The organism is Shewanella sp. GD03713, from assembly GCF_029843705.1.
Taxonomy (GTDB): domain Bacteria; phylum Pseudomonadota; class Gammaproteobacteria; order Enterobacterales; family Shewanellaceae; genus Shewanella.
Genome location: NZ_JAOCIW010000001.1, coordinates 1816633 through 1835902, shown reverse-complemented (window position 1 = coordinate 1835902; position 19270 = coordinate 1816633). Strand labels below are relative to the sequence as shown.

Below are 19270 nucleotides of genomic sequence, written 5' to 3'. Positions count from 1 at the left end.
ACGGAACTCAGGTGGCGGGATTCAAGCTTGGAACGAGCTAAAATAAAAACTAATGCCTTTGTCCATTTGCAAGGTGCGGATCGCGCCCTCGGTTAACTCCTCCGCGCGAATGGTTTTTTTTACTGTCACCCCTTCATCACTTAAAAAACGTAATGAGGCCTCGCTACCATCTTCCTTACAGGCCCACACCTGCGGCTGGCTCACCTCTTTGGTGGTCATAATCACCTTAGCGACAGTGTCGTCGGATAGCTTGACGATAGTACCCGGCGGATAGATACCTAAAATCTTAACTAACACAGCAATTAAGGATTCGGCATGTTTACTCGCACGATTTTTAAATAAGTAACCTAATGCCACCTGCGGTGAGGACGCCTGCTGACCACTGAGCTGCTGATCGTAATCGTTCGCCAGACTCACTATTTGCGTGATAATGGGGATTTTGGCCCCGGAGAGCCCATCGGGAAAGCCTGAACCATCAATAAACTCATGGTGGTGCAGCACAATATTCAGCACCTCCTTTGGAAAGAGTCCCGAGCGATTCAGCATGTCATAGCCAAAGTTCGGGTGCATTTGCAGGTAATTGGCCTCATGGGGAGTGAGCGCCCCCCGTTTACGGCGGATCACATCGGGGACTTTGAGTTTACCAATGTCGTGGAATAGGCTCCCCAAGGCAATATCGCGCAAATCCCGCGCCGGTAAATCGAGTGCCTGACCTATCATCATGGCTAATACTGCTACCGAGATGCCGTGCTGAGTCACACTGACCTCTTTTTCATCCATTCCGACCAAAGTGAGGAAAGGTTTCTCGACCTCTTGCAGATGGCTGAGTAAATCCTCCACTAAGGCGGCTGACAAGCGATAAGCGCCTTCGGGATCGCTCACCACTTTGCCATACACATTGCGGCACTGGTTAACGCTCTCTAAGAAACGCTTCTGGCTTAAACGCATCGCCTTACGGGTATCGGCCTTTAAGTCACGCTCCGGTGGCGCTTCTTCAATCTCTTCGACCTCTTCCTCTTCATCCGTCGATTCGAGTTCATCACTATTGCCTGAAATTAGATACACATAGGGCACGCCGAGTCCGCGGATCATCTCAATATGAGCCGGACTACTGATATCCACACGGTTAAATAAAAAAGGGTGATTCGTCCATGACAAAGGCAACTTGACTCTCATGCCAAGTTGAAGTTCTGAAAGTAATAGTTTTCGTTGGGCAACTTTTGTCACGCAATATGACTCCTTTCATGCACGCAAGAAGCATCATCTTTTGGCTTCTTTGGCCGCACATTTAAGCTAAGTACATATAACTATAGATGATTCAACAAAATCAGTAAGCTATAAGTGAAAAAATGCTTATCAAACTGAGGGATAGTACACACAAATTATCCCTCAGTGATTAGATATTTGATAAAAAGCTGAAATTACAACGAGATGACCTTAGTCTGCTTTTACCGATGTCACAGTCTCTTTCGGCCAGTCGGCAAGGTAATAGCTGAGGCGTTTTGACTTGTAAACATACAAACACGACCAGAACAGCACTAAGGCGTCGAGGGCTAAACTCCAATGGAATAAAAATTGCCCGTGGATTAATCGCTGCGCGAGTAAGATTGCATCGAGTAATAATAAAATCCACAATCCCCATTTAAGCTGGACAAACACTGGGCACAGCCATGAGGGCGAGCGGCGCCGCTCCGCCAGTACCACAAAATACAGCGCCACGGCACCCAGCCCCGCTGCGAGTGCGAGTAAAAAGTCAGACTTTTCGGGATAGAAGAGCCGCACTAACTCAGCTCTGTCACTGGCTTGGGTCAGAGAGGCAATAAAAATACACCAGCCACGGGCGAGAAAAGCCAGAATAGCATATAAAAAAATCGGTGGTTTGATATGGCCTTTATCATCGAGCCAAGTGATGTGACTAAAATTCAATCGCAATCCATTTAGTAAAAACTAAAGCAATATAAACAAGATGGTGGCGTAACGGCTAAATTCAATGGCTAACATAAATAATTCAAATGTAGCGCTTAAGACTTAGCCATAAAAAAGCCCCGCAAGGCAGGGCGTTATACACTAAGCGGCAGCGACTTAGCTATTTGCAGCCAGAAGAGCCAATAACTCATCCTCGCCAATCACTTTCACGCCAAGCTCCTGCGCTTTGGCAAGCTTAGACCCCGCCGCTTCGCCCGCGACTAAGCAATCGGTATTTTTCGACACACTACCCGCCACTTTGGCGCCTAAGGCCTGTAGCTGCGCCTTAGCATCGTTACGGTTGAGTTGATTTAAGGTACCGGTTAACACCCAAGTCTGCCCCTTTAATGGCTGCTCATCGGCGCTTGGCGCTGCAATCGCAGGCCAGTTAACGCCAGCCGCAATCAAAGCATCGATCACCTCTAGGTTATGGGGCTGGGCAAAGAAATGCGCCACGTGCTGGGCAACCACTTCACCAATATCTTCAACTTGAATAAGTTGCTCAATGGTAGCCACGCGCAGCGCCTCTAGGCTGCCAAAGTGAGTCGCCAGGTTCGCCGCAGTGGCCTCCCCCACCTCACGAATGCCTAAAGCATAGAGAAAACGTGGCAGAGTCGTGGTTTTAGCCGCTTCAATCGCCAGCGCAAGATTGGTGGCCGACTTCATTCCCATACGGTCGAGCATGGTCATCATAGAGGCGGTGAGTTTAAATAAGTCCGCCGGGCTTTGAACCAGCTCCTTATCAATTAACTGCTCGACTATTTTATCGCCCATGCCGTCGATATCTAATGCCTTGCGGGAGGCAAAATGTTTGATCGCCTCTTTACGCTGAGCCTCACAGAATAAGCCGCCACTGCAACGCGCCACGGCTTCACCTTCTAATCGCTCAACTAAACTGCCGCAAACCGGGCAATGTTGCGGGAAGGCAATCGCCTTAGCATCTTCTGGGCGACGCTCGGGCACTATGGCCACAATTTGCGGGATCACATCGCCAGCGCGGCGGATAATCACAGTATCGCCCACCATAACACCTAAACGAGCGATTTCATCGGCATTGTGCAAAGTCGCGTTCGATACCGTCACGCCGCCGACAAATACAGGTTTTAGGCGCGCAACCGGAGTCACTGCGCCGGTGCGGCCGACCTGAAAATCTACGCCTTCGAGCAGCGTCATTTCTTCCTGCGCGGGAAACTTATAGGCAATCGCCCAACGGGGGGATTTGGCCACAAACCCTAAGGTTTGTTGCTGGGCGATATCGTTCACCTTCATCACCACGCCATCGATCTCAAAGGGTAAGTCGGCGCGGCGAGCCAATATATCTTGATAGTAGGCAAAGACTTGGCTGAGTTCGTCGCAGACTTTGATCTCGCTGCTGACTGGCAGTCCCCAAGATTTAAGTTGCAGCAATTGCTCATAATGCGTCTTAGCTAACTCGTGGGAAGTCGGCTCCACCACACCTAAAGCGTAGGCATAAAAAGACAGCGCCCGTGAGGCGGTAATTTTACTGTCGAGCTGACGTAAGCTGCCCGCCGCCGCATTACGCGGATTCACAAACAGCTTTTCATCCTTTAAGCGCGCACGCTCATTTAGTGCCTCAAACGCCGCCTTGGGCATAAAGGCTTCGCCGCGCACTTCAACTAGTTCGGGATAATCGTTGCCACGCAACCTAAGTGGAATTGATTTAATGGTTTTAACGTTTTCGGTAATATCTTCGCCCACGGTACCATCGCCCCGAGTCGCAGCGCGATCAAGCAGCCCATTGCGATACAAAATACTCACCGCTAGACCATCGAGTTTTGGCTCACAACAAAAACTCACTTGACCCACTCTGTCGCTGACACGCTTATGAAACGCGCTAAAGTCCGCTTCATCGAAGGCATTATCGAGACTTAACATGGGTTTAAGGTGAGTTATTTGTTCAAATTTTTGTAAAGGTTTACCACCAACCCTCCTAGATGGAGAATCCAATCGAACAGTTGTATGAACTCCTTGTTCAACTGCATTTAAATCCAAAATCAAATTCAATGCAGGAAACTGGTTTTCTAGCATTTTTAGCTTTTTCTTTAACCGATCATATTCAGAATCAGTAATTGAGGGTTCATCTAATACATAATATTTGTAATCATGCTCATTGATTTCAGTAATCAACCGTTCAATTTGATCTGATAGTGTTTTTGTTTTTATAAGTTTCATAAGTCCCTCAAAAAGCAAAGGCCGCTATCGCGGCCACACTTAAAAACGAATATATTTAAGCGTTTGCGCGAATGCGGTGTAAATAATCTTGCTTTGTAAATTCGCCCCAAGGTTGACGCTGACCATCGAGCACGACCGCATCGATATCATCCGCCAATTGGCGCGCCGAGTTAAGCATGATGGAGAAATTCATTAGCGCATCACCGTAGCAAGGTAAGGTCATAAAGAACACGACGCCTTGGGTGCTGAATTGTTCCATATTGTCTGGGTCAAAAATCCCAGGTTTTACCATATTCGCAATGGAGAACAACACCTTACCATTACCAGCATTATCCACATGGCGGTGGAAAATATTCATATCGCCATATTTAAAATTAAGGGTTAAGAAGCAAGGTAACAATTCGGCGCCATTAAGCTGCTGACCTTCTTTTGCCACTACGTGCAGCACTAATACGTCGCGTGGCTCACCTAAATCATCATCTGGCTGTTCAACGGCTTGAGGTTGCTCTTCTTCATAGGCCTCTTCCTCATCGAAAAGAGCGGTTTGCGTAGGCATTTGCACCTGCGCACGTTGTTCTTCGGCGGCTTTTTGCGCCACCATGGCCGCATGGGATTGCCCTACATGGGCTTGGGCTAGATTGGCAGAATGTCCTTGTAATACGGGCTCTTGGCGTGATGCTTTAGGACCGCGGTGTTGCTCTTTGGCCGTGGGGGATTGCAGACTAAAATCAGGCTGCGCCATGCTTGGCTCTTGCTTAAACAGTGGCTTAGGTTCAGCTTGCACGGGTTCCACTGGTTGCGGTTGTGTTTTGGCTTCTTGCTTTAAATAAGGGTTAAACGCAGGCGCCTCTGGGGTATGGGCTTCATTTGCTTTACGGACTCTAACGGCACCAATCCCATCGGCGTCGAAACCATCGGCATCGACACGCTTAGGCGCACCCTCGCCACGTTCGGCCTGCTTTTTATAGAAATTGCCCATCGGACTATCTTTCAATGACTTAGGTTGTTGTCTTCTGATAGACCAAAATCCATGCACCAGCACAGCAACTATGGCTATGGCGCCTAAAACGAACAATACTAGTTGCAAATCTTCCATTGGTTACCCTGTCTTTCTTCTAGTTATCAAGCGTCGGCCATTGCCACCGCTTGCTCTAAATCTACTGCGACTATACGGGATACACCCGGCTCATGCATAGTCACACCGATAAGTTGATCAGCCATCTCCATCGTAATTTTGTTATGGCTGATATAGATAAACTGTACGCTCTGCGACATTTCCTTCAATAATCGACAGAATCGTTCTACGTTGGCATCGTCTAAGGGCGCATCCACTTCGTCTAACATACAGAAGGGAGCTGGATTCAACCTGAAAATCGCGAATACCAATGATAAAGCCGTTAGGGCTTTTTCACCACCGGAAAGAAGATGGATGGTACTGTTCTTCTTACCTGGCGGCTGGGCCATGATGGTCACGCCCGTTTCTAATAAATCGTCTTCCGTCAGCGCTAAATACGCGCGTCCGCCACCGAATACCTTAGGGAATAAACGCCCGAGATCTTCGTTTACCGCATCAAATGTGGCCTTAAAGCGAGTGCGGGTCTCCTTATCGATTTTCCGAATGGCTTCCTCTAGGGTGGCCAAGCCGTTATTTAGATCTTCATCTTGATGATCCAAATAGGATTTTCGCTCACTTTGTTGCTCGAATTCTTCGATCGCCGCGAGGTTTATCGCCCCTAAGCGAATAATTTTTTGGCGGATCTGATCCAAATCACGCTGCCACTTGTCGGGATGCCCATCCGCAGGCAGGGAATCGACAATCTGGGCGAGCACAATTTGTTGCTCTGACAGCGCCGCTAATTGGCTATCGGCCTGCCCTTTTAATCCCTCACGACGTAACTTTAACGTGCTGAGGCTTTGAGTCAAGCCCTCAAGCTTACCAAGCTCTTGTTTTTGCTTTAATCCTATACTGTTTAGCGTTTCAGTGAGCGAACTTTGTTGTGACCTAAGGCTTTTAAGTGCCTGTTGCTGACTCTGCTGTTGATTGAGTAACTGCGCCAGTTGTTCGCTGAGCTGCGCCGTTTGCTGATCGCCCTCTTGCGCCGCTACGTTGGCAAGTTGGGCTGACAGTGTTTCCTTTGAGTGGACTAATTCACTGACACGTACACGCTGTAATTCAATTTGTTCTGTGCTCACCGCCATCCGAGTAGCGATCGATTGCAGACTGGCATTGAGGCTCGTTAAGCGCCGCTCGGCATCACCAATTTGTGCTTTAAGGGCTTGATGGCGGGCCATATCCCCTTGCGCATCTTGGCTTTGTTGCTGTTGCTGCTCAAGGCTTACCTCTAGCGCCTCAGCCAGCTCATCCTCTTGCTCCGCAAGCAATATTAACTGCTCGGCAAGTTCGGCTAACTCGGCGTGGGTCCGGGCAAGGGTTTCTGCGAGTTGCCCGCGTTTCGCTTCGCGCTGCTTGGCCTGGGCCTCTGCGTTATTAAGCTGGGTCGATTTGGTGGCTTTATCGAGCTGCAACTGGTGTAAACGTTTAGTGCCTTGGCTTAAGCTGTCACGCACTTGGGTTAATTGCTGCGCTAATTCATCGAGCTTTGCCTGCTGTATGGCTTTTGCCTGCTCGCAATCAGCGATGGCCTCGCTCAGCTCGGTTTGCTCTTTACTCAATTGCACTAACGATTGGCTATTGTCTTGTTTAGCAATCAAAAAACCTTTGCCGAGCAAGTAACCGTCGGCAGTCACAATTCGCTCATCGGCCGCCAAGCTCGGCAGCAGTGCTTGTGCGCTGGCCAGATTATCGGCCCATTTGAGTCCCTTAAGCCAAGGAGCAAGGTTCAATTTGGCACCTAAGATGGGAGAGCCATCGAGATGCGCATCCGCCGCCAAGGCCGCATCGGCATAAAAGCCTATTTCATTGGCGTTAACGCCCACAGGCAGCGTCATCAATCCCTGCAGCGCCAGTTCGGCGGCGGCTTCCCAGCCGTTTTCCACTTGAATGCTTTGCCACAACTGCGGCTTATCACTTAACTCTTCTTGTTTCGCAAGCCATTGTTCAACCAGTTCAAAGCGTGCCCGCATCGAGGTTAAACGCTGTGACAATTGCTCAAACTCACCACGGGCCAAATCTAACGCGTGAGTATCGGCAGCCAGAGTGGATTCAAACTCTTGATTGATTTCAACTTGTTCAGCTAATGCTTGCTCTAACTGGGCAATCTCGTCATTAAGTGATGCACTACTATCTTCGAGGGCATGCGCATTGAGCGAGGCCAGCTCTTGTTGTTGCTCTTGATGTAGCTGGGTTTTGTGAGCATTTAATTGTTGCTGATGAGCCAGTTTGCTGCGGTGTAATTCTAATTGCAGCTTATGCTGAGCGACCGCAGCCGCCAGCACTCTGGCGCTTTCACTTTGCGCCTCACTGCGCGAAACGCTCATTTCCCACTGGGCTTGCAGCTCATCGAGCATTTCTTGCTGCAACTCATGTTGCGGCCCAAGTTGGCTAAGCTCCGCCTCAAGCGCTTGAAAACTGGCTTGGTAAGCGGCTAATTTAGCTTGGTTTTGAATGATTTGCTCACTCAACTGCTCAAGCTGATTATGCAACTGGGCATCGCGCAGCTTTTGGCTCTGTAACTGTTGTTCAAGCTTGGCGATTTCGGTACCGGTCAGGTAATAGGCTTCGACCGCCTGCTGCTCCTGTTCGGCTAACTGCGAAAGAGTGAGTTGCAGCTCGGTGCTTTCTAACTCGCCAGTTTGCGCTAAGGACTGGGCCGCCGCTTGTTGCAGCTCGAGCGAGCTAATCTGCTCCGATAGACTCGCCATTTGGCTCTGCAGCTCTTGATAGCGCATCACCAGCAGCTCGGCGTGGGTTTTACGCTCAGCTTGCTTCAGCTCACGATATTGCTTCGCCGCCTTGGCCTGCTGACTGAGTTTTTCGAGTTGTTTGGCTAACTCGCTGCGAATATCCCCTAAACGCTCCAAGTTTTCGCGGGTATGGCGGATACGGTTTTCCGTTTCACGCCGCCGTTCTTTATAGCGGGAAATCCCCGCCGCTTCTTCAATAAAAGTCCGTAAATCTTGGGGTTTAGATTCGATTAAACGTGAAATCGTGCCCTGTTCGATAATGGCGTAACTGCGCGGCCCAAGCCCGGTGCCCATAAACAGATCAGTGATGTCTTTACGGCGACACTTTTGGCCGTTGAGGAAATACCAAGACTCACCGTCACGGCTCACCTGACGTTTAACCGAGATTTCTTCATAACTGGCGTATTGGCCCGCAAGGCGGCCCTCTTTATTTTCAAACACCAGTTCAACGCCCGCCACAGACACGGGTTTACGGGCGCTGGAGCCGTTAAAAATCACGTCACTCATGGAGTCGCCGCGCAAATGCTTTGCCGAACTTTCGCCCAACACCCAACGCACGGCGTCAATCACGTTAGACTTGCCGCAGCCATTTGGGCCAATAATGGCGCTTAATGCCTGTAAAAACGGAATTTTGGTGGGATCGACAAACGACTTAAAGCCGGCAAGTTTTATTTGTTTTAATCTCATGGTGCCAGTTAGCGCGTCTCAGTATAAAAAGCCATCAGGGCGATGACCAATAGGGATGCAGGCCAATATTAGCCCGAGTCATGTCATAGAATTCTGAGGCCAACTTTAGCAAAGCAGGCAGTATTTTGTAACGCTTTTTATTGAATTCATATGGCTTTTAGCTTGTCATCTCGCGACGAGTTGATCACAATCGCACTTATCTGTATCTCACGCTGTATCTCAACTTTTTTGGAATGACGATATGACACAGAAATCCTCCTACCCTTCGCAGGGTAAAAGTGGTGTGAATTATTTTCTCGATGGCTTTGGTTTAATCAAACGTAAAGGCCTGCGCACCTTTGTATTTATTCCGTTAATGATCAACTTAGTGCTGTTTGCGGCGGTTATCTATGTGGCGATTGGGCAGCTCGATGTGCTCTTCACTTGGATGAATGCCCAGCTCCCCGAATACTTAAGTTGGCTTAACTTTTTGCTCTGGCCGTTAGCGGTGACCACTATGTTGGTGATGCTGGCGTTTGTTTTTAGTTCGGTGATGAACTGGCTGGCCGCGCCCTTTAATGGATTGCTGGCCGAAAAGGTCGAGCAGTTATTGACCGGCAAACCGATGAATACAGGCTCGGGCATGGACATCGTCAAAGACTTACCGCGCATTCTTGGCCGTGAATGGATCAAACTCAAATACTATTTGCCCCGTGCGCTGGTATTTTTGCTGCTGTTTTTAGTGCCCATGGTGGGGCAAACCTTAGCGCCAATTTTGTGGTTTTTATTCAGCGCTTGGATGATGGCGATTCAATACTGCGACTATCCCTTTGATAACCACAAGGTCAGCTTCAAGGATATGCGCTTTGCCCTTAATCAAACCCGCGGCACCAGCTTTACCTTTGGTGCGACTGTGACCCTGTTTTCGATGATCCCTGTGGTCAACTTTATCGTCATGCCAGTCGCGATTTGTGGTGCCACAGCCATGTGGGTCGATAAGTACCGCGAAGCTTACCGTAATCCTGTGGTTTCTCCCGAATAATCCCCCCAAAGCACTGGATGCCCGCCATCCAGTGCCGCCTTAGTTTTCAGCTATTTTTAATACAATTCTTGTAACAATTGCCCACTCTTGTTAACGCGCAATTTCTGGCACACTGCGCGCCATTTTAGAATGATTTGGGCCTTGTTGTTGAAGACGTTTCTCCCCTTAGTGTTATCGACTGCGGTATTTCTCAGTTCGCCAAGCTTGGCGGGCTCTGCCAGCCAATTTCAATTAACGATTCCGACCTTAGAAGATGCCGCCAATATTGATGGCGAATTTGATGAGGCGGTGTGGCAGCACGCGGCGCAGGCCGAGCTACGTTATGAGACTCAACCCGGTGAAAACACGGCGGCGCCCGTTTACACCGAGGCCAGAATCTACGCGACCCAAACCAGCCTATTTGTAGCCTTTATCGCCAAAGACAGTCTGCCACAACATATTCGCGCCACGCTCAAGGACAGGGATAATCTTTGGGGCGACGATCTGGTGGGGATCAAACTCGATACCTTTAACAATGCGCGTTTGGCCTATCAGTTTTTTATCAACCCACTTGGCGTGCAACTAGACTCAATAGAGAATGAGCTCACGGGCGAAGAGAGTGAAGCTTGGGATGGCATTTGGAAAACCGCTGGTAAAATCACCGCCGAGGGTTACCAAGTCGAAGTAGAGTTGCCATTACGGCTATTTAACTTTGACGATAAAAAACCTGTTCAAGAATGGGGATTTGAGCTGATCCGCTACTATCCACGCAATGAAAATCATCGCATCTCTACCCATAGAATCGATCGCAACATCAGTTGCCAGCTCTGCCAGCTCGGCGTCGCCACGGGTTTAGCCTCCGCCAAGCAAGGGCAAGATCTGCAAATTACCCCGTCCTTTGTCGCCAATCGCAATGAACAAAAAAGCGAAGATGGTTGGCAAGCGCAAAGCAATTATGAACCCGGACTCGATTTACGCTGGGGTATCAACTCACGCACCTTGCTAAATGCCACCATAAATCCCGATTTCTCCCAGGTGGAGTCCGATGCTGGCCAGCTCGATATCAACAGCACTTTTGCGCTGTTTTTTGATGAGAAACGCCCCTTCTTCCTCGACAATAAAGACTACTTCGATACCCAAGTGAATCTGCTGCATACCCGCAATATTGTATCGCCGGACTATGGGCTTAAACTCACCAGCCAAACCGAGCAACACACTTGGGCATTGCTGGCCGCTAATGACAGCCAAACCACCTTTTTGATGCCGGGGAATTTAAGCTCTGAGGTCACTTCCTTAGAAGAGGAAAGCCTCAATCTGGCGGCGCGTTACCGCTTCGACATGGATAAAACCTTCTCCTTTGGTGGGCTAATCACGGCCAAGAGCAGTGCCGACAACCAACTGACAAAATTTGCCGAGCAAAATGATTATCACAATTATGTCATGAGCTTAGATGCAAAATACCAACCGACAGCTCAGGATATTTTTACCGCTCAAGTTGCCTATTCCCAGACACGTTACCCTACTGCCCTGTATCAACAGTTTTGCGGCAATGTGGAGGGAGAACTGACAGAAGGGCTACTCTGCGGCCAAACGCCATTAAGCTGTGAGCTCGGCCAATGCCAAGTGAATGAGCAAGTGTTACGTAGCCAATCGGATCGGGATTTCAGTGGCGCCCTGTATCAACTAACCTACGAACACAACGCCCGCGATTGGTTTGCCTACGGCGAGTACCACGATGTGTCCCCCGATTTTCGCGCCGATTTAGGCTTTGTGGAAAAGATTGATTACCGCACCTTTATGGCCGGTGGTGGCTTAATTTGGTATCCCGAAACCGTATTTAACAAGATTAAATTCGGCGGCGACTGGGATATCACCCACAATCAAGCAGGAGAGCAGCTCGAACAAGAGTTTGAAATCTTTTGGGAAATGTATGGCGCGCTGCAGAGTGAGTTATCCTTTGGGATAGAAACCCGGGAACGCGTCGGCCCACGCCATGACAGCGCGCAACTGGCAGTGTTAGGTAACAGCAATCAATACCAAGAAACCCAAGGCTGGCTTTACGGCGCGATTACGCCCACCTCGGCCCTGAGTCTTGAGCTGGAGATCCATTACGGCGATGAGATTGACTTCCTTAACGATCGATTAGGCACAAAAACCTTAATCAATCCGATATTCACATGGAAAATTGCCAACGGCCTGTCGGTGGATGTTTCCCATCAATATCAACATATGGAAGTCGAGCAGGATAAACTCTTTAGCGCAAACCTCTCGGATGTGCGCCTGCACTGGCAATTGAGTCTGCACAGCTTTATTCGCCTATCGAGCATTTACACCCAAATCGAGCGTAATCTTGCGCAGTATTTGTATTCGACACCCGATAGCGAAGAGGCACACTTAGGGAATGAAATCCTCTACGGCTACAAACTCAATCCCCAGAGCGTGTTCTATTTGGGCTATTCCGACAGCTTAACCTCGGATGATGAGCTCACGCGGCTCACTCGGGATGAGAAAACCTATTTTATGAAGCTAAGCTACGCCTGGTTGCTCTAGGCTGAAAGGTTTTGCATAAAGCCCGCAGCAAGGCTTGTGGGCTTTAATCGGAATGCTAACTAAGACTCATGGATACCCAATAAGCTAGGGCTGGGAAGCGCAATCCCTATTGCGGTGAGCTCCACTCCCCAATGCCGCAGCAGCGCAAGATACGCCTGCTCAAAGGGATAACGTGGCTTAGGGAATACCCACGCTGAAGGAAAACACCATTCCTCCTCACTTTCATCAATCGCTAAATAAATGGCGAAATCATGGTTTGTCTCGCTCAGCGCAGCGATTAAATTCGTCGCCATCGCGACCCTGTGGGCAGAGGTAAATCCCAACTGTTCACCAAACTCATCAAACACATAAGCATCGAACAACGCTTGCAGCTGTGCGGGATCTAAAGGATCGTAGCGATTGAGTGTTTCCCCGAGTGTTTCCTCGCGGTCATAACAATTAAAAGCGCCAAGAAACCAGCTAGGATTGGGATGAAACGGAAGATCCGAATCAGGATGAAGAAGCGTCATGGTGACAGGTTCTCGTATTGCAACGGAGGTTTATAGAAAAAGCGTTTTTAGGCCGCTAACTGCCTTGTCTGAGTAAAGGCATTTTCGGCTAAGGTACCGCATCAAGCCGTTTTATCAATGTGCTGATATAAAAGCTAAAGCCCCATTAGTGATAATGGGGCTTTAGTCAATTTAGCGTTTTTGCAGGATCACGCTACCGATGGAGTAACCCGCGCCAAAGGAGCTTAATAGCCCTAAATCGCCCGCCTTAAAGTCAGCGGAATATTTATGGAAGGCAATCACTGAGCCTGCGGAGGCGGTATTGGCATACTCGTCGAGCACTACGGGCGCTTGCTCAGGCGTTACCTCATCCCCTAGCAGCTTTTTCACCACAAATTGGTTCATGTTGATGTTGGCTTGGTGCAACCACAAACGTTTAAAGGACTGTGGCGTAAGGGATTGCTCGGCCAAATGCTCGTCTAAATGTTGGTAGATCATCGGCAACAGTTCTTTAAAGACTTTGCGGCCTTGCTGATGGAATAACTTATCCGCCTGATGCGCCGAGCTTGGATCGCAGCGATTTAAAAACCCGAAATTACTGCGAATATTGTTTGAGTAGTCAGTAAAGCAACGACTTGAAACAATGTTAAAGCCCTTATTGGCGGCCACTAGGCTTTGCTCTTCAAGCACCATAGCGGTCGCCACATCCCCGAAGATAAAATGACTGTCACGGTCACGGTAGTTCACCTGCGCCGAACAAATTTCGGGGTTAATCACTAACACCCGTGACGCCGAGCCCGTTGCAATCGCATTGGCGGCAGCCACAATGGCAAAGGTGGCCGAAGAACAGGCAACCTGCATATCGTAGCCATAGCCACGGGTCCCCAGTGCCCGCTGTATTTCAATCGCCATCGCAGGATAAGCCCTCTGCGTATAAGCACAGGCAACGATCACTAAATCGATTTGCTCGGCCTTCACATCCGCTTGCTTAAGCGCCATCACTGCCGCCTCAACCCCAATTTCGGCCTGCATAGATAACTCGTCACTGCTGCGCTCAGGAATAAGCGGCATCATGATTTCAGGATCGAGAATACCGTCTTTAACCATCACATATCTGTGTTTGATGCCCGAGGCCTTCTCGATAAACTCACTGGAGGAATAAGACAGCGGCTCGACATGACCCTGCTCAATTAATCCTGCATTTTCAAGGTTAAACATATCGACATAGGCGTTGAAGCTCTCCACCAAAGCTTCATTTGAAATACTGTGTGGCGGCGTAAATAAACCGCTGCCAGAAATAACGACCTGTTTCATAGGTGCTCCGAACGGGTGCTTGTTGTAAGGTGAGCAGACGTCGCATTATTCTGTGTTGGCACGGTGGCCAATGCGTGTTCAGCCTGCGCCTGTTGCTGCTCTAATTGTTGCTTTTTATGCATTTGCGCTAAGTCTATCACGACTGTGGAAGATATTTTATCTTGGATCCCCTGCCGATTGGCATCCCAAAATATCTGCATAAAGCCCAGTAAGCCCGTCGTGAAGCCCGCCGCATAACCGCCATAACGGCCAAATGCCCCCCAAAGGCTGATTTTAGCGCCATCGAGTTGGATAACGCGGATGCCTAAGAGTTTCTTACCTAAGGTCTGACCATCAAATTTGGCGGTAAACACAGTGAAGTAAAATGCGGCCCAGCCAAAACCTAAGCCCATATCGCTCATAAAGCCTTTGATCCACGCCAGCACACTGCGGGTGTCACTCTCTTCCTCATCGGCTTCACTGTTGCGGCTTTCGGTTTGATGCAAAGGATTGAGGTTGGCGTCAGGAACTAAGGGAGCGTTTTGCATGGCCGCTCGATTATCGGTTTGAGCGTGGACTAATCCATCGGTTTGCGGTTCAGATACGGGAACGGCATCAAGCTTGCCAGCGAGCGACTGATTTAGCTGTTGCGGCGATGATAATGTGTTTGGATCTTTAGCTAAATCCTTTGCTGAATTTTTCACAGAGCCCTTGGTGGAGTCTAGGGTGACTTCAAACACCTTCACCTCGGGCCAGAGGCTGCCCGCCATCATTTCATCACGTAACAGTGCTTTATCGGCATAGGATAACTCCGTGCTCGCTAAAGTATCTAATACCATATCGCGACGCTCAGCTGCCGACATTCCCTCCATGGGCCCATTTTCGAGCGTCTGCTGCAAAGCACGGATCTGTTCACGGGCACAATCGGTATTTTCACAGAGTCCGAGGGAGACAAGATCTGGAATCGCCTTAACAACAGCGTTAATATCCTGGGGCGCGGAGACCTTTTCGCGGGTGGATTGATTCGATTGATGGAAATTCCACAAATTTCCCGCCGAGCTAAAGAGCATTAATCCCAGCATGGCAGCATAGAGGCCCCATTTGAGTAAGCGGCCAAATTGGCGACTGCGTTTCTCGATATAAATAATCCCCACCACCAGCAGAACAAACAGCCAATCCATTTGTTCGGCTAAAATAGTGATGAATAAACCGTCGATTAACATCGCCAGCGCCCGCCTTAATGGCGTCGCTAGCGGGGTGTAAAGCACAGATTCGGCAATAGTGAATGCCTTAGGGGTGACCATAGTTCTTGGATCTTTGCCCAAGTCCGTTTGTTGTTGCTTCATAGTGTGGCAATCCAGTTCCGATAGCGGTTTTATAAGTGAAACATCAAGTGGTTATTCTTTTATACGCGTAATTTTTTATTGATGTTAGCAAGAGGTTAACACAGTTAAACCCACAGCCAATTGGGCTTTGCGAATAACAGGATTATCTTTAATAACCAAATCGAATAAAGAAGAACAAACAATCACTTCTAAATGCGCCACAGGCGATTATGATTCAATAGTGCAAACATAGGAGCAAGCAATCCATGAGCAAAATTTTCGAAGACAATTCATATACTATTGGCAACACCCCGTTAGTGCGTTTAAACCGCGTAAGCCAAGGTAAAGTGCTGGCAAAGGTCGAAGCACGTAATCCAAGTTTCAGTGTCAAATGCCGTATCGGTGCCAATATGATTTGGGATGCCGAGAAAAAAGGCCTGCTCACCAAAGATCACGAACTGATTGAGCCTACCTCTGGTAATACCGGGATTGCCTTAGCCTATGTGGCGGCCGCCCGTGGTTATAAACTGACGTTAACTATGCCAAATACTATGAGCTTAGAGCGTCGTAAACTGCTTAAAGCCTTAGGTGCAAACCTAGTGCTGACCGAAGGTGCAAAAGGCATGAAAGGTGCTATCGATAAAGCGGAAGAAATCCGTCAATCAGCGCCTGAAAAATACATTATGCTGCAGCAGTTTAATAACCCTGCTAACCCTGAAATCCACGAAAAAACCACAGGTCCAGAGATTTGGAACGATACCGATGGTGCTGTGGATGTGTTTGTTGCAGGTGTAGGTACTGGCGGTACTATCACAGGCGTGAGCCGTTACCTGAAGAAAGTGGCTGGCAAAGCCATTACTTCTGTTGCGGTAGAACCCGCAGATTCACCGGTTATCACTCAAACCCTAGCGGGATTACCAGTGCAACCAGGTCCGCACAAAATTCAAGGTATTGGCGCAGGTTTTATCCCTGGTAACTTAGATCTTGAGTTAATCGACCGCGTTGAAACCGTCACCAACGATGAAGCCATCGACATGGCGCGCCGCTTAATGCAAGAAGAAGGCATTTTAGTCGGTATTTCTTCTGGTGCTGCTGTGGTTGCGGCTAACCGCATCGCGGCTCTGCCTGAATTTGCGGATAAAAACATTGTGGTTATCCTGCCTTCAGCTGCTGAGCGTTACTTATCTTCGGTACTGTTCCAAGGCCAGTTTGGCGACGAAGAGAACATTCAGTAATCAGGCGATTCGGCCTGCAAAAATACCCAGCCTTGTCTGGGTATTTTTATGGCCGAAATTTATCGGTAATCACGATTAACACCACTTAACCGTCCCTCAGATCCGCATTTATCCACTAAGTTGGAGCTAGTTCATAGTTTTCCATCACCGCTCTGACTTTTGCCGTTAACTTCGCTATAAAGGCTGTATTTCTTTGTAAACTCAGCCAATTTATGTCCTTCTATCACACCCCGAAAGCCTTAAGTGCCTTTGATGCCAAATTTGAGGCGCAAAAAATCGCCTTTGGCCCGATCAGTTTTCAGGTTGCCCATTGCCTGCTGAAATTTGAAGTATTAGCCACCATTGACCAAGCAGGCGAACAAGGGATAAGCATTGCCCAACTCGCGCAAACCAGTGTGTTAAACGAGTATGCCCTTGGCGTCTTACTCGATATGGGATTGAGTATGGGGCTGGTATGGCTCAATGGCGATGCCTATGTGCTCGATAAAACAGGCTATTTTTTACTGCACGATGATATGGCGGCCATTAACCTCAATTTTGTACAGGATGTGTGTTATCAGGGACTGTTTCAACTGGATAAGGCACTAGTCGCGGGTAAACCCGCGGGCTTAGCGGTATTTGGCGATTGGCAGACGATTTACCCCGCCCTTAAGGATTTACCTGCTGAGGCTAAAGCCAGCTGGTTTGCCTTCGATCACTATTATTCTGACCACGCTTTTCCGCAGATTTTACCCTTAGTGTTTGCCCATTCGCCCAAGCATTTAGTCGATATTGGCGGAAATACAGGGAAATGGGCGCTAAGCTGCTGCGAGTTTGATCCAGAGGTTGAAGTCACCCTGATGGACTTCCCCGGCCAATTAGCCGTAGCCAAAGACAATGCTGCCAAGCATGGCTTTGCCGAGCGGATCCATACCTTTGCCACCGATTTGCTAGATGAATCACGCCCCTTTGTCGAAGGCGCCGATACCTATTGGATGAGCCAGTTCCTCGACTGCTTCTCTTTAGAGCAAATCCTCAGCATTTTGCAACGCACCGCTCAGGCGATGACGCCAAACAGTCAGTTGTTCATTGTCGAAACCTTCTGGGACAGACAACCCTCCGCCGCCTCAGCCTATTGCGTCAATGCGACTAGCTTGTATTTTACTGCGATGGCTAATGGCAATAGCCGTATGTACCACTCTAAGGACTTGATAACGTTACTACATCAAGCGGGCTTATATGTCGATGAAGACACTGACAACCTTGGTCTGGGGCATACTTTGCTGCGTTGTAAACGAAAACCTTAAGCGTTAGAAAATTTGAATATATGAATAAAATTAATCAATTTTATTTATCAAATCCTCGACCATACACTGACATTAACAGATAGACACATCGAATTAATGTCAGTGTTGAGAGGTAACAAACATGACTTCAAAACGTAAACGCTGGACAGCACAGGCAGCAAAATTACCTAGCCCTATGGGCGGACTCGCCCTCGCGATTGCAAGCTTAGGTTGGACTTGGGAGAGTGTGATGCCCTCACTCAATGGTTGGGGCCAACTGACAGGGGCAGCCATCGCCTCAGTCTTACTCATGCTGCTTGCGGCAAAATTTGTACTGCATCCCCCAGTGCTGAAAAACGAGCTCAGCCATCCGGTCGTCGGTAGTGTGATCCCCACATTCGCCATGGCCTTGATGGTAGTGTCGAACCAACTCGGCCATTATTTTCCCCATGCCGGCTTAACCCTTTGGCTAACCGCCATTGTTATCCATGTTATCTTTTTAGGCGCCTTTATTTACTACCGCGCTATCGACTTCAAACTCGAACATATGGTGCCCAGCTGGTTTGTGCCACCCATTGGCATCATAGTGGCGGCAGTATCCTTCCCAAGTAATGGCGCGCCTTGGTTAGTGAACTTGATCTTGGCCTTCGGCATGCTCGCATATTTAGTCATGTTGCCATTGATGCTCTATCGATTAATCTTCTGTCAGGCCGTGCCCGATGCCGCTAAACCAACGATTGCCATCCTCGCCGCGCCAGCCAGTTTATCCTTAGCGGGCTACTTAACTGTGTGCGATCAACCTTCGATTGCCTTGGTCGCCGTATTGGCCAGTATTGCGGTATTGATGACTGCAGTGATTTATCTCGCTTTTTTTCATCTGCTCAAATTACCCTTTAGCCCTGGCTATGCTGCCTTCACCTTTCCCATGGTGATCGGCGCGACGGCACTGTTTAAAACCGCCCACTGGCTCGCGCAATTTAGTCAAATGAACGAGCTCAGCCAATGGGTAAAATTACTTGCCGACTTCGAACTCGGTGTTGCAACCTTAGTCGTTTGTTATGTGGCAGTAAGATATCTTCTCCATTATCTTCCTCAACCGATCCCCAAAATGAATAAAGTTACTGCGGCCTAAAATAAGTCCTAAGTATTAAAACGGTAAAAAAACTGGACAATAATCATCCAATAAAACTTACTCGTTAGACATTTGTTAAATACAATGCGTGAATTAAAATTCACGCATTGTATTTAATTAAACATCATCTTATAAAAACTAAAATTGACTAAAGTTGTCGCATAAAAATTATAGAGCAAAAAACAAACAAAACAGTACAGCAGTCGCTATTTTAAGGTATTTTTAATAAGTCACCACGCAAAATACAGTATTCAGAACTGTATATTTAGGATG

At 48.5% G+C, this 19270-nt stretch carries 13 protein-coding genes; 5 read left to right on the top strand and 8 right to left on the bottom strand.

Annotated elements, in window-relative coordinates; translation table 11 throughout:
• Positions 1-21: 21 nt before the first annotated feature.
• The 5 genes from N5E87_RS08180 to smc form a co-directional block, all read right to left on the bottom strand.
• The gene (locus tag N5E87_RS08180; protein WP_086904646.1) at positions 22-1227 is read right to left on the bottom strand and encodes an HD-GYP domain-containing protein; all 1206 of its coding nucleotides are present in this window, start codon (positions 1225-1227) and stop codon (positions 22-24) included.
• Positions 1228-1437: 210 nt separating this feature from the next.
• The gene (locus N5E87_RS08175) at positions 1438-1926 is read right to left on the bottom strand and encodes a DUF2919 domain-containing protein (RefSeq protein WP_086904645.1); all 489 of its coding nucleotides are present in this window, start codon (positions 1924-1926) and stop codon (positions 1438-1440) included.
• A gap of 156 nt (positions 1927-2082) precedes the next feature.
• Positions 2083-4158, bottom strand: a complete 2076-nt coding sequence (ligA, locus tag N5E87_RS08170) for an NAD-dependent DNA ligase LigA (RefSeq protein ID WP_126512944.1) — start codon at positions 4156-4158, stop codon at positions 2083-2085.
• A gap of 55 nt (positions 4159-4213) precedes the next feature.
• Complete coding sequence (gene zipA / locus N5E87_RS08165; RefSeq protein ID WP_086903911.1) at positions 4214-5254, bottom strand: cell division protein ZipA; 1041 nt, start codon at positions 5252-5254, stop codon at positions 4214-4216.
• A 26-nt stretch (positions 5255-5280) separates the two neighbouring features.
• Positions 5281-8709 (bottom strand): chromosome segregation protein SMC, encoded by a 3429-nt coding sequence (gene smc, locus N5E87_RS08160; protein WP_086903910.1) that lies wholly within the window; start codon positions 8707-8709, stop codon positions 5281-5283.
• A 241-nt stretch (positions 8710-8950) separates the two neighbouring features.
• On the opposite strand from smc, the gene cysZ reads away from it, so the two are divergent.
• Positions 8951-9730 carry a sulfate transporter CysZ gene (gene cysZ / locus N5E87_RS08155; RefSeq protein WP_086903909.1) on the top strand — a complete coding sequence of 260 codons (780 nt, stop codon included), beginning with the start codon at positions 8951-8953 and terminating at the stop codon, positions 9728-9730.
• 129 nt (positions 9731-9859) lie between these two features.
• Positions 9860-12259, top strand: a complete 2400-nt coding sequence (locus N5E87_RS08150; RefSeq protein ID WP_164717937.1) for a DUF5916 domain-containing protein — start codon at positions 9860-9862, stop codon at positions 12257-12259.
• A 59-nt stretch (positions 12260-12318) separates the two neighbouring features.
• On the opposite strand, the gene N5E87_RS08145 is transcribed toward N5E87_RS08150, so the two are convergent.
• The 3 genes from N5E87_RS08145 to N5E87_RS08135 form a co-directional block, all read right to left on the bottom strand.
• The gene (locus N5E87_RS08145; protein WP_086903908.1) at positions 12319-12768 is read right to left on the bottom strand and encodes a hypothetical protein; all 450 of its coding nucleotides are present in this window, start codon (positions 12766-12768) and stop codon (positions 12319-12321) included.
• Positions 12769-12939: 171 nt separating this feature from the next.
• Complete coding sequence (locus N5E87_RS08140) at positions 12940-14061, bottom strand: beta-ketoacyl-ACP synthase III (protein ID WP_086903907.1); 1122 nt, start codon at positions 14059-14061, stop codon at positions 12940-12942.
• Positions 14058-15386, bottom strand: a complete 1329-nt coding sequence (locus N5E87_RS08135) for an RDD family protein (protein ID WP_086903906.1) — start codon at positions 15384-15386, stop codon at positions 14058-14060. Before N5E87_RS08135 ends, N5E87_RS08140 begins: the two co-directional genes overlap by 4 nt.
• A 245-nt stretch (positions 15387-15631) precedes the next feature.
• Between N5E87_RS08135 and cysK the strand changes: the two genes are divergently transcribed.
• From cysK to N5E87_RS08120, 3 genes are all read left to right on the top strand, one after another.
• Entirely contained in the window at positions 15632-16600 is a 969-nt protein-coding gene (cysK, locus tag N5E87_RS08130; protein WP_011622282.1) for a cysteine synthase A, read from the top strand.
• Positions 16601-16812: 212 nt separating this feature from the next.
• Complete coding sequence (locus N5E87_RS08125; RefSeq protein ID WP_086903905.1) at positions 16813-17886, top strand: methyltransferase; 1074 nt, start codon at positions 16813-16815, stop codon at positions 17884-17886.
• 121 nt (positions 17887-18007) lie between these two features.
• Positions 18008-18997 (top strand): TDT family transporter, encoded by a 990-nt coding sequence (locus tag N5E87_RS08120; RefSeq protein ID WP_086903904.1) that lies wholly within the window; start codon positions 18008-18010, stop codon positions 18995-18997.
• The last annotated feature ends 273 nt before the right edge of the window (positions 18998-19270 follow it).

Excerpts from the sequence above, each read along its gene's own strand:
- ligA (WP_126512944.1), bottom strand. The coding sequence starts at position 4,158 with ATGAAACTTATAAAAACAAAAACACTATCAGATCAAATTGAACGGTTG.
- zipA (WP_086903911.1), bottom strand. The coding sequence starts at position 5,254 with ATGGAAGATTTGCAACTAGTATTGTTCGTTTTAGGCGCCATAGCCATA.
- smc (WP_086903910.1), bottom strand. The coding sequence starts at position 8,709 with ATGAGATTAAAACAAATAAAACTTGCCGGCTTTAAGTCGTTTGTCGAT.
- cysZ (WP_086903909.1), top strand. The coding sequence starts at position 8,951 with ATGACACAGAAATCCTCCTACCCTTCGCAGGGTAAAAGTGGTGTGAAT.
- N5E87_RS08150 (WP_164717937.1), top strand. The coding sequence starts at position 9,860 with ATGATTTGGGCCTTGTTGTTGAAGACGTTTCTCCCCTTAGTGTTATCG.
- N5E87_RS08145 (WP_086903908.1), bottom strand. The coding sequence starts at position 12,768 with ATGACGCTTCTTCATCCTGATTCGGATCTTCCGTTTCATCCCAATCCT.
- N5E87_RS08140 (WP_086903907.1), bottom strand. The coding sequence starts at position 14,061 with ATGAAACAGGTCGTTATTTCTGGCAGCGGTTTATTTACGCCGCCACAC.
- N5E87_RS08135 (WP_086903906.1), bottom strand. The coding sequence starts at position 15,386 with ATGAAGCAACAACAAACGGACTTGGGCAAAGATCCAAGAACTATGGTC.
- cysK (WP_011622282.1), top strand. The coding sequence starts at position 15,632 with ATGAGCAAAATTTTCGAAGACAATTCATATACTATTGGCAACACCCCG.
- N5E87_RS08125 (WP_086903905.1), top strand. The coding sequence starts at position 16,813 with ATGTCCTTCTATCACACCCCGAAAGCCTTAAGTGCCTTTGATGCCAAA.
- N5E87_RS08120 (WP_086903904.1), top strand. The coding sequence starts at position 18,008 with ATGACTTCAAAACGTAAACGCTGGACAGCACAGGCAGCAAAATTACCT.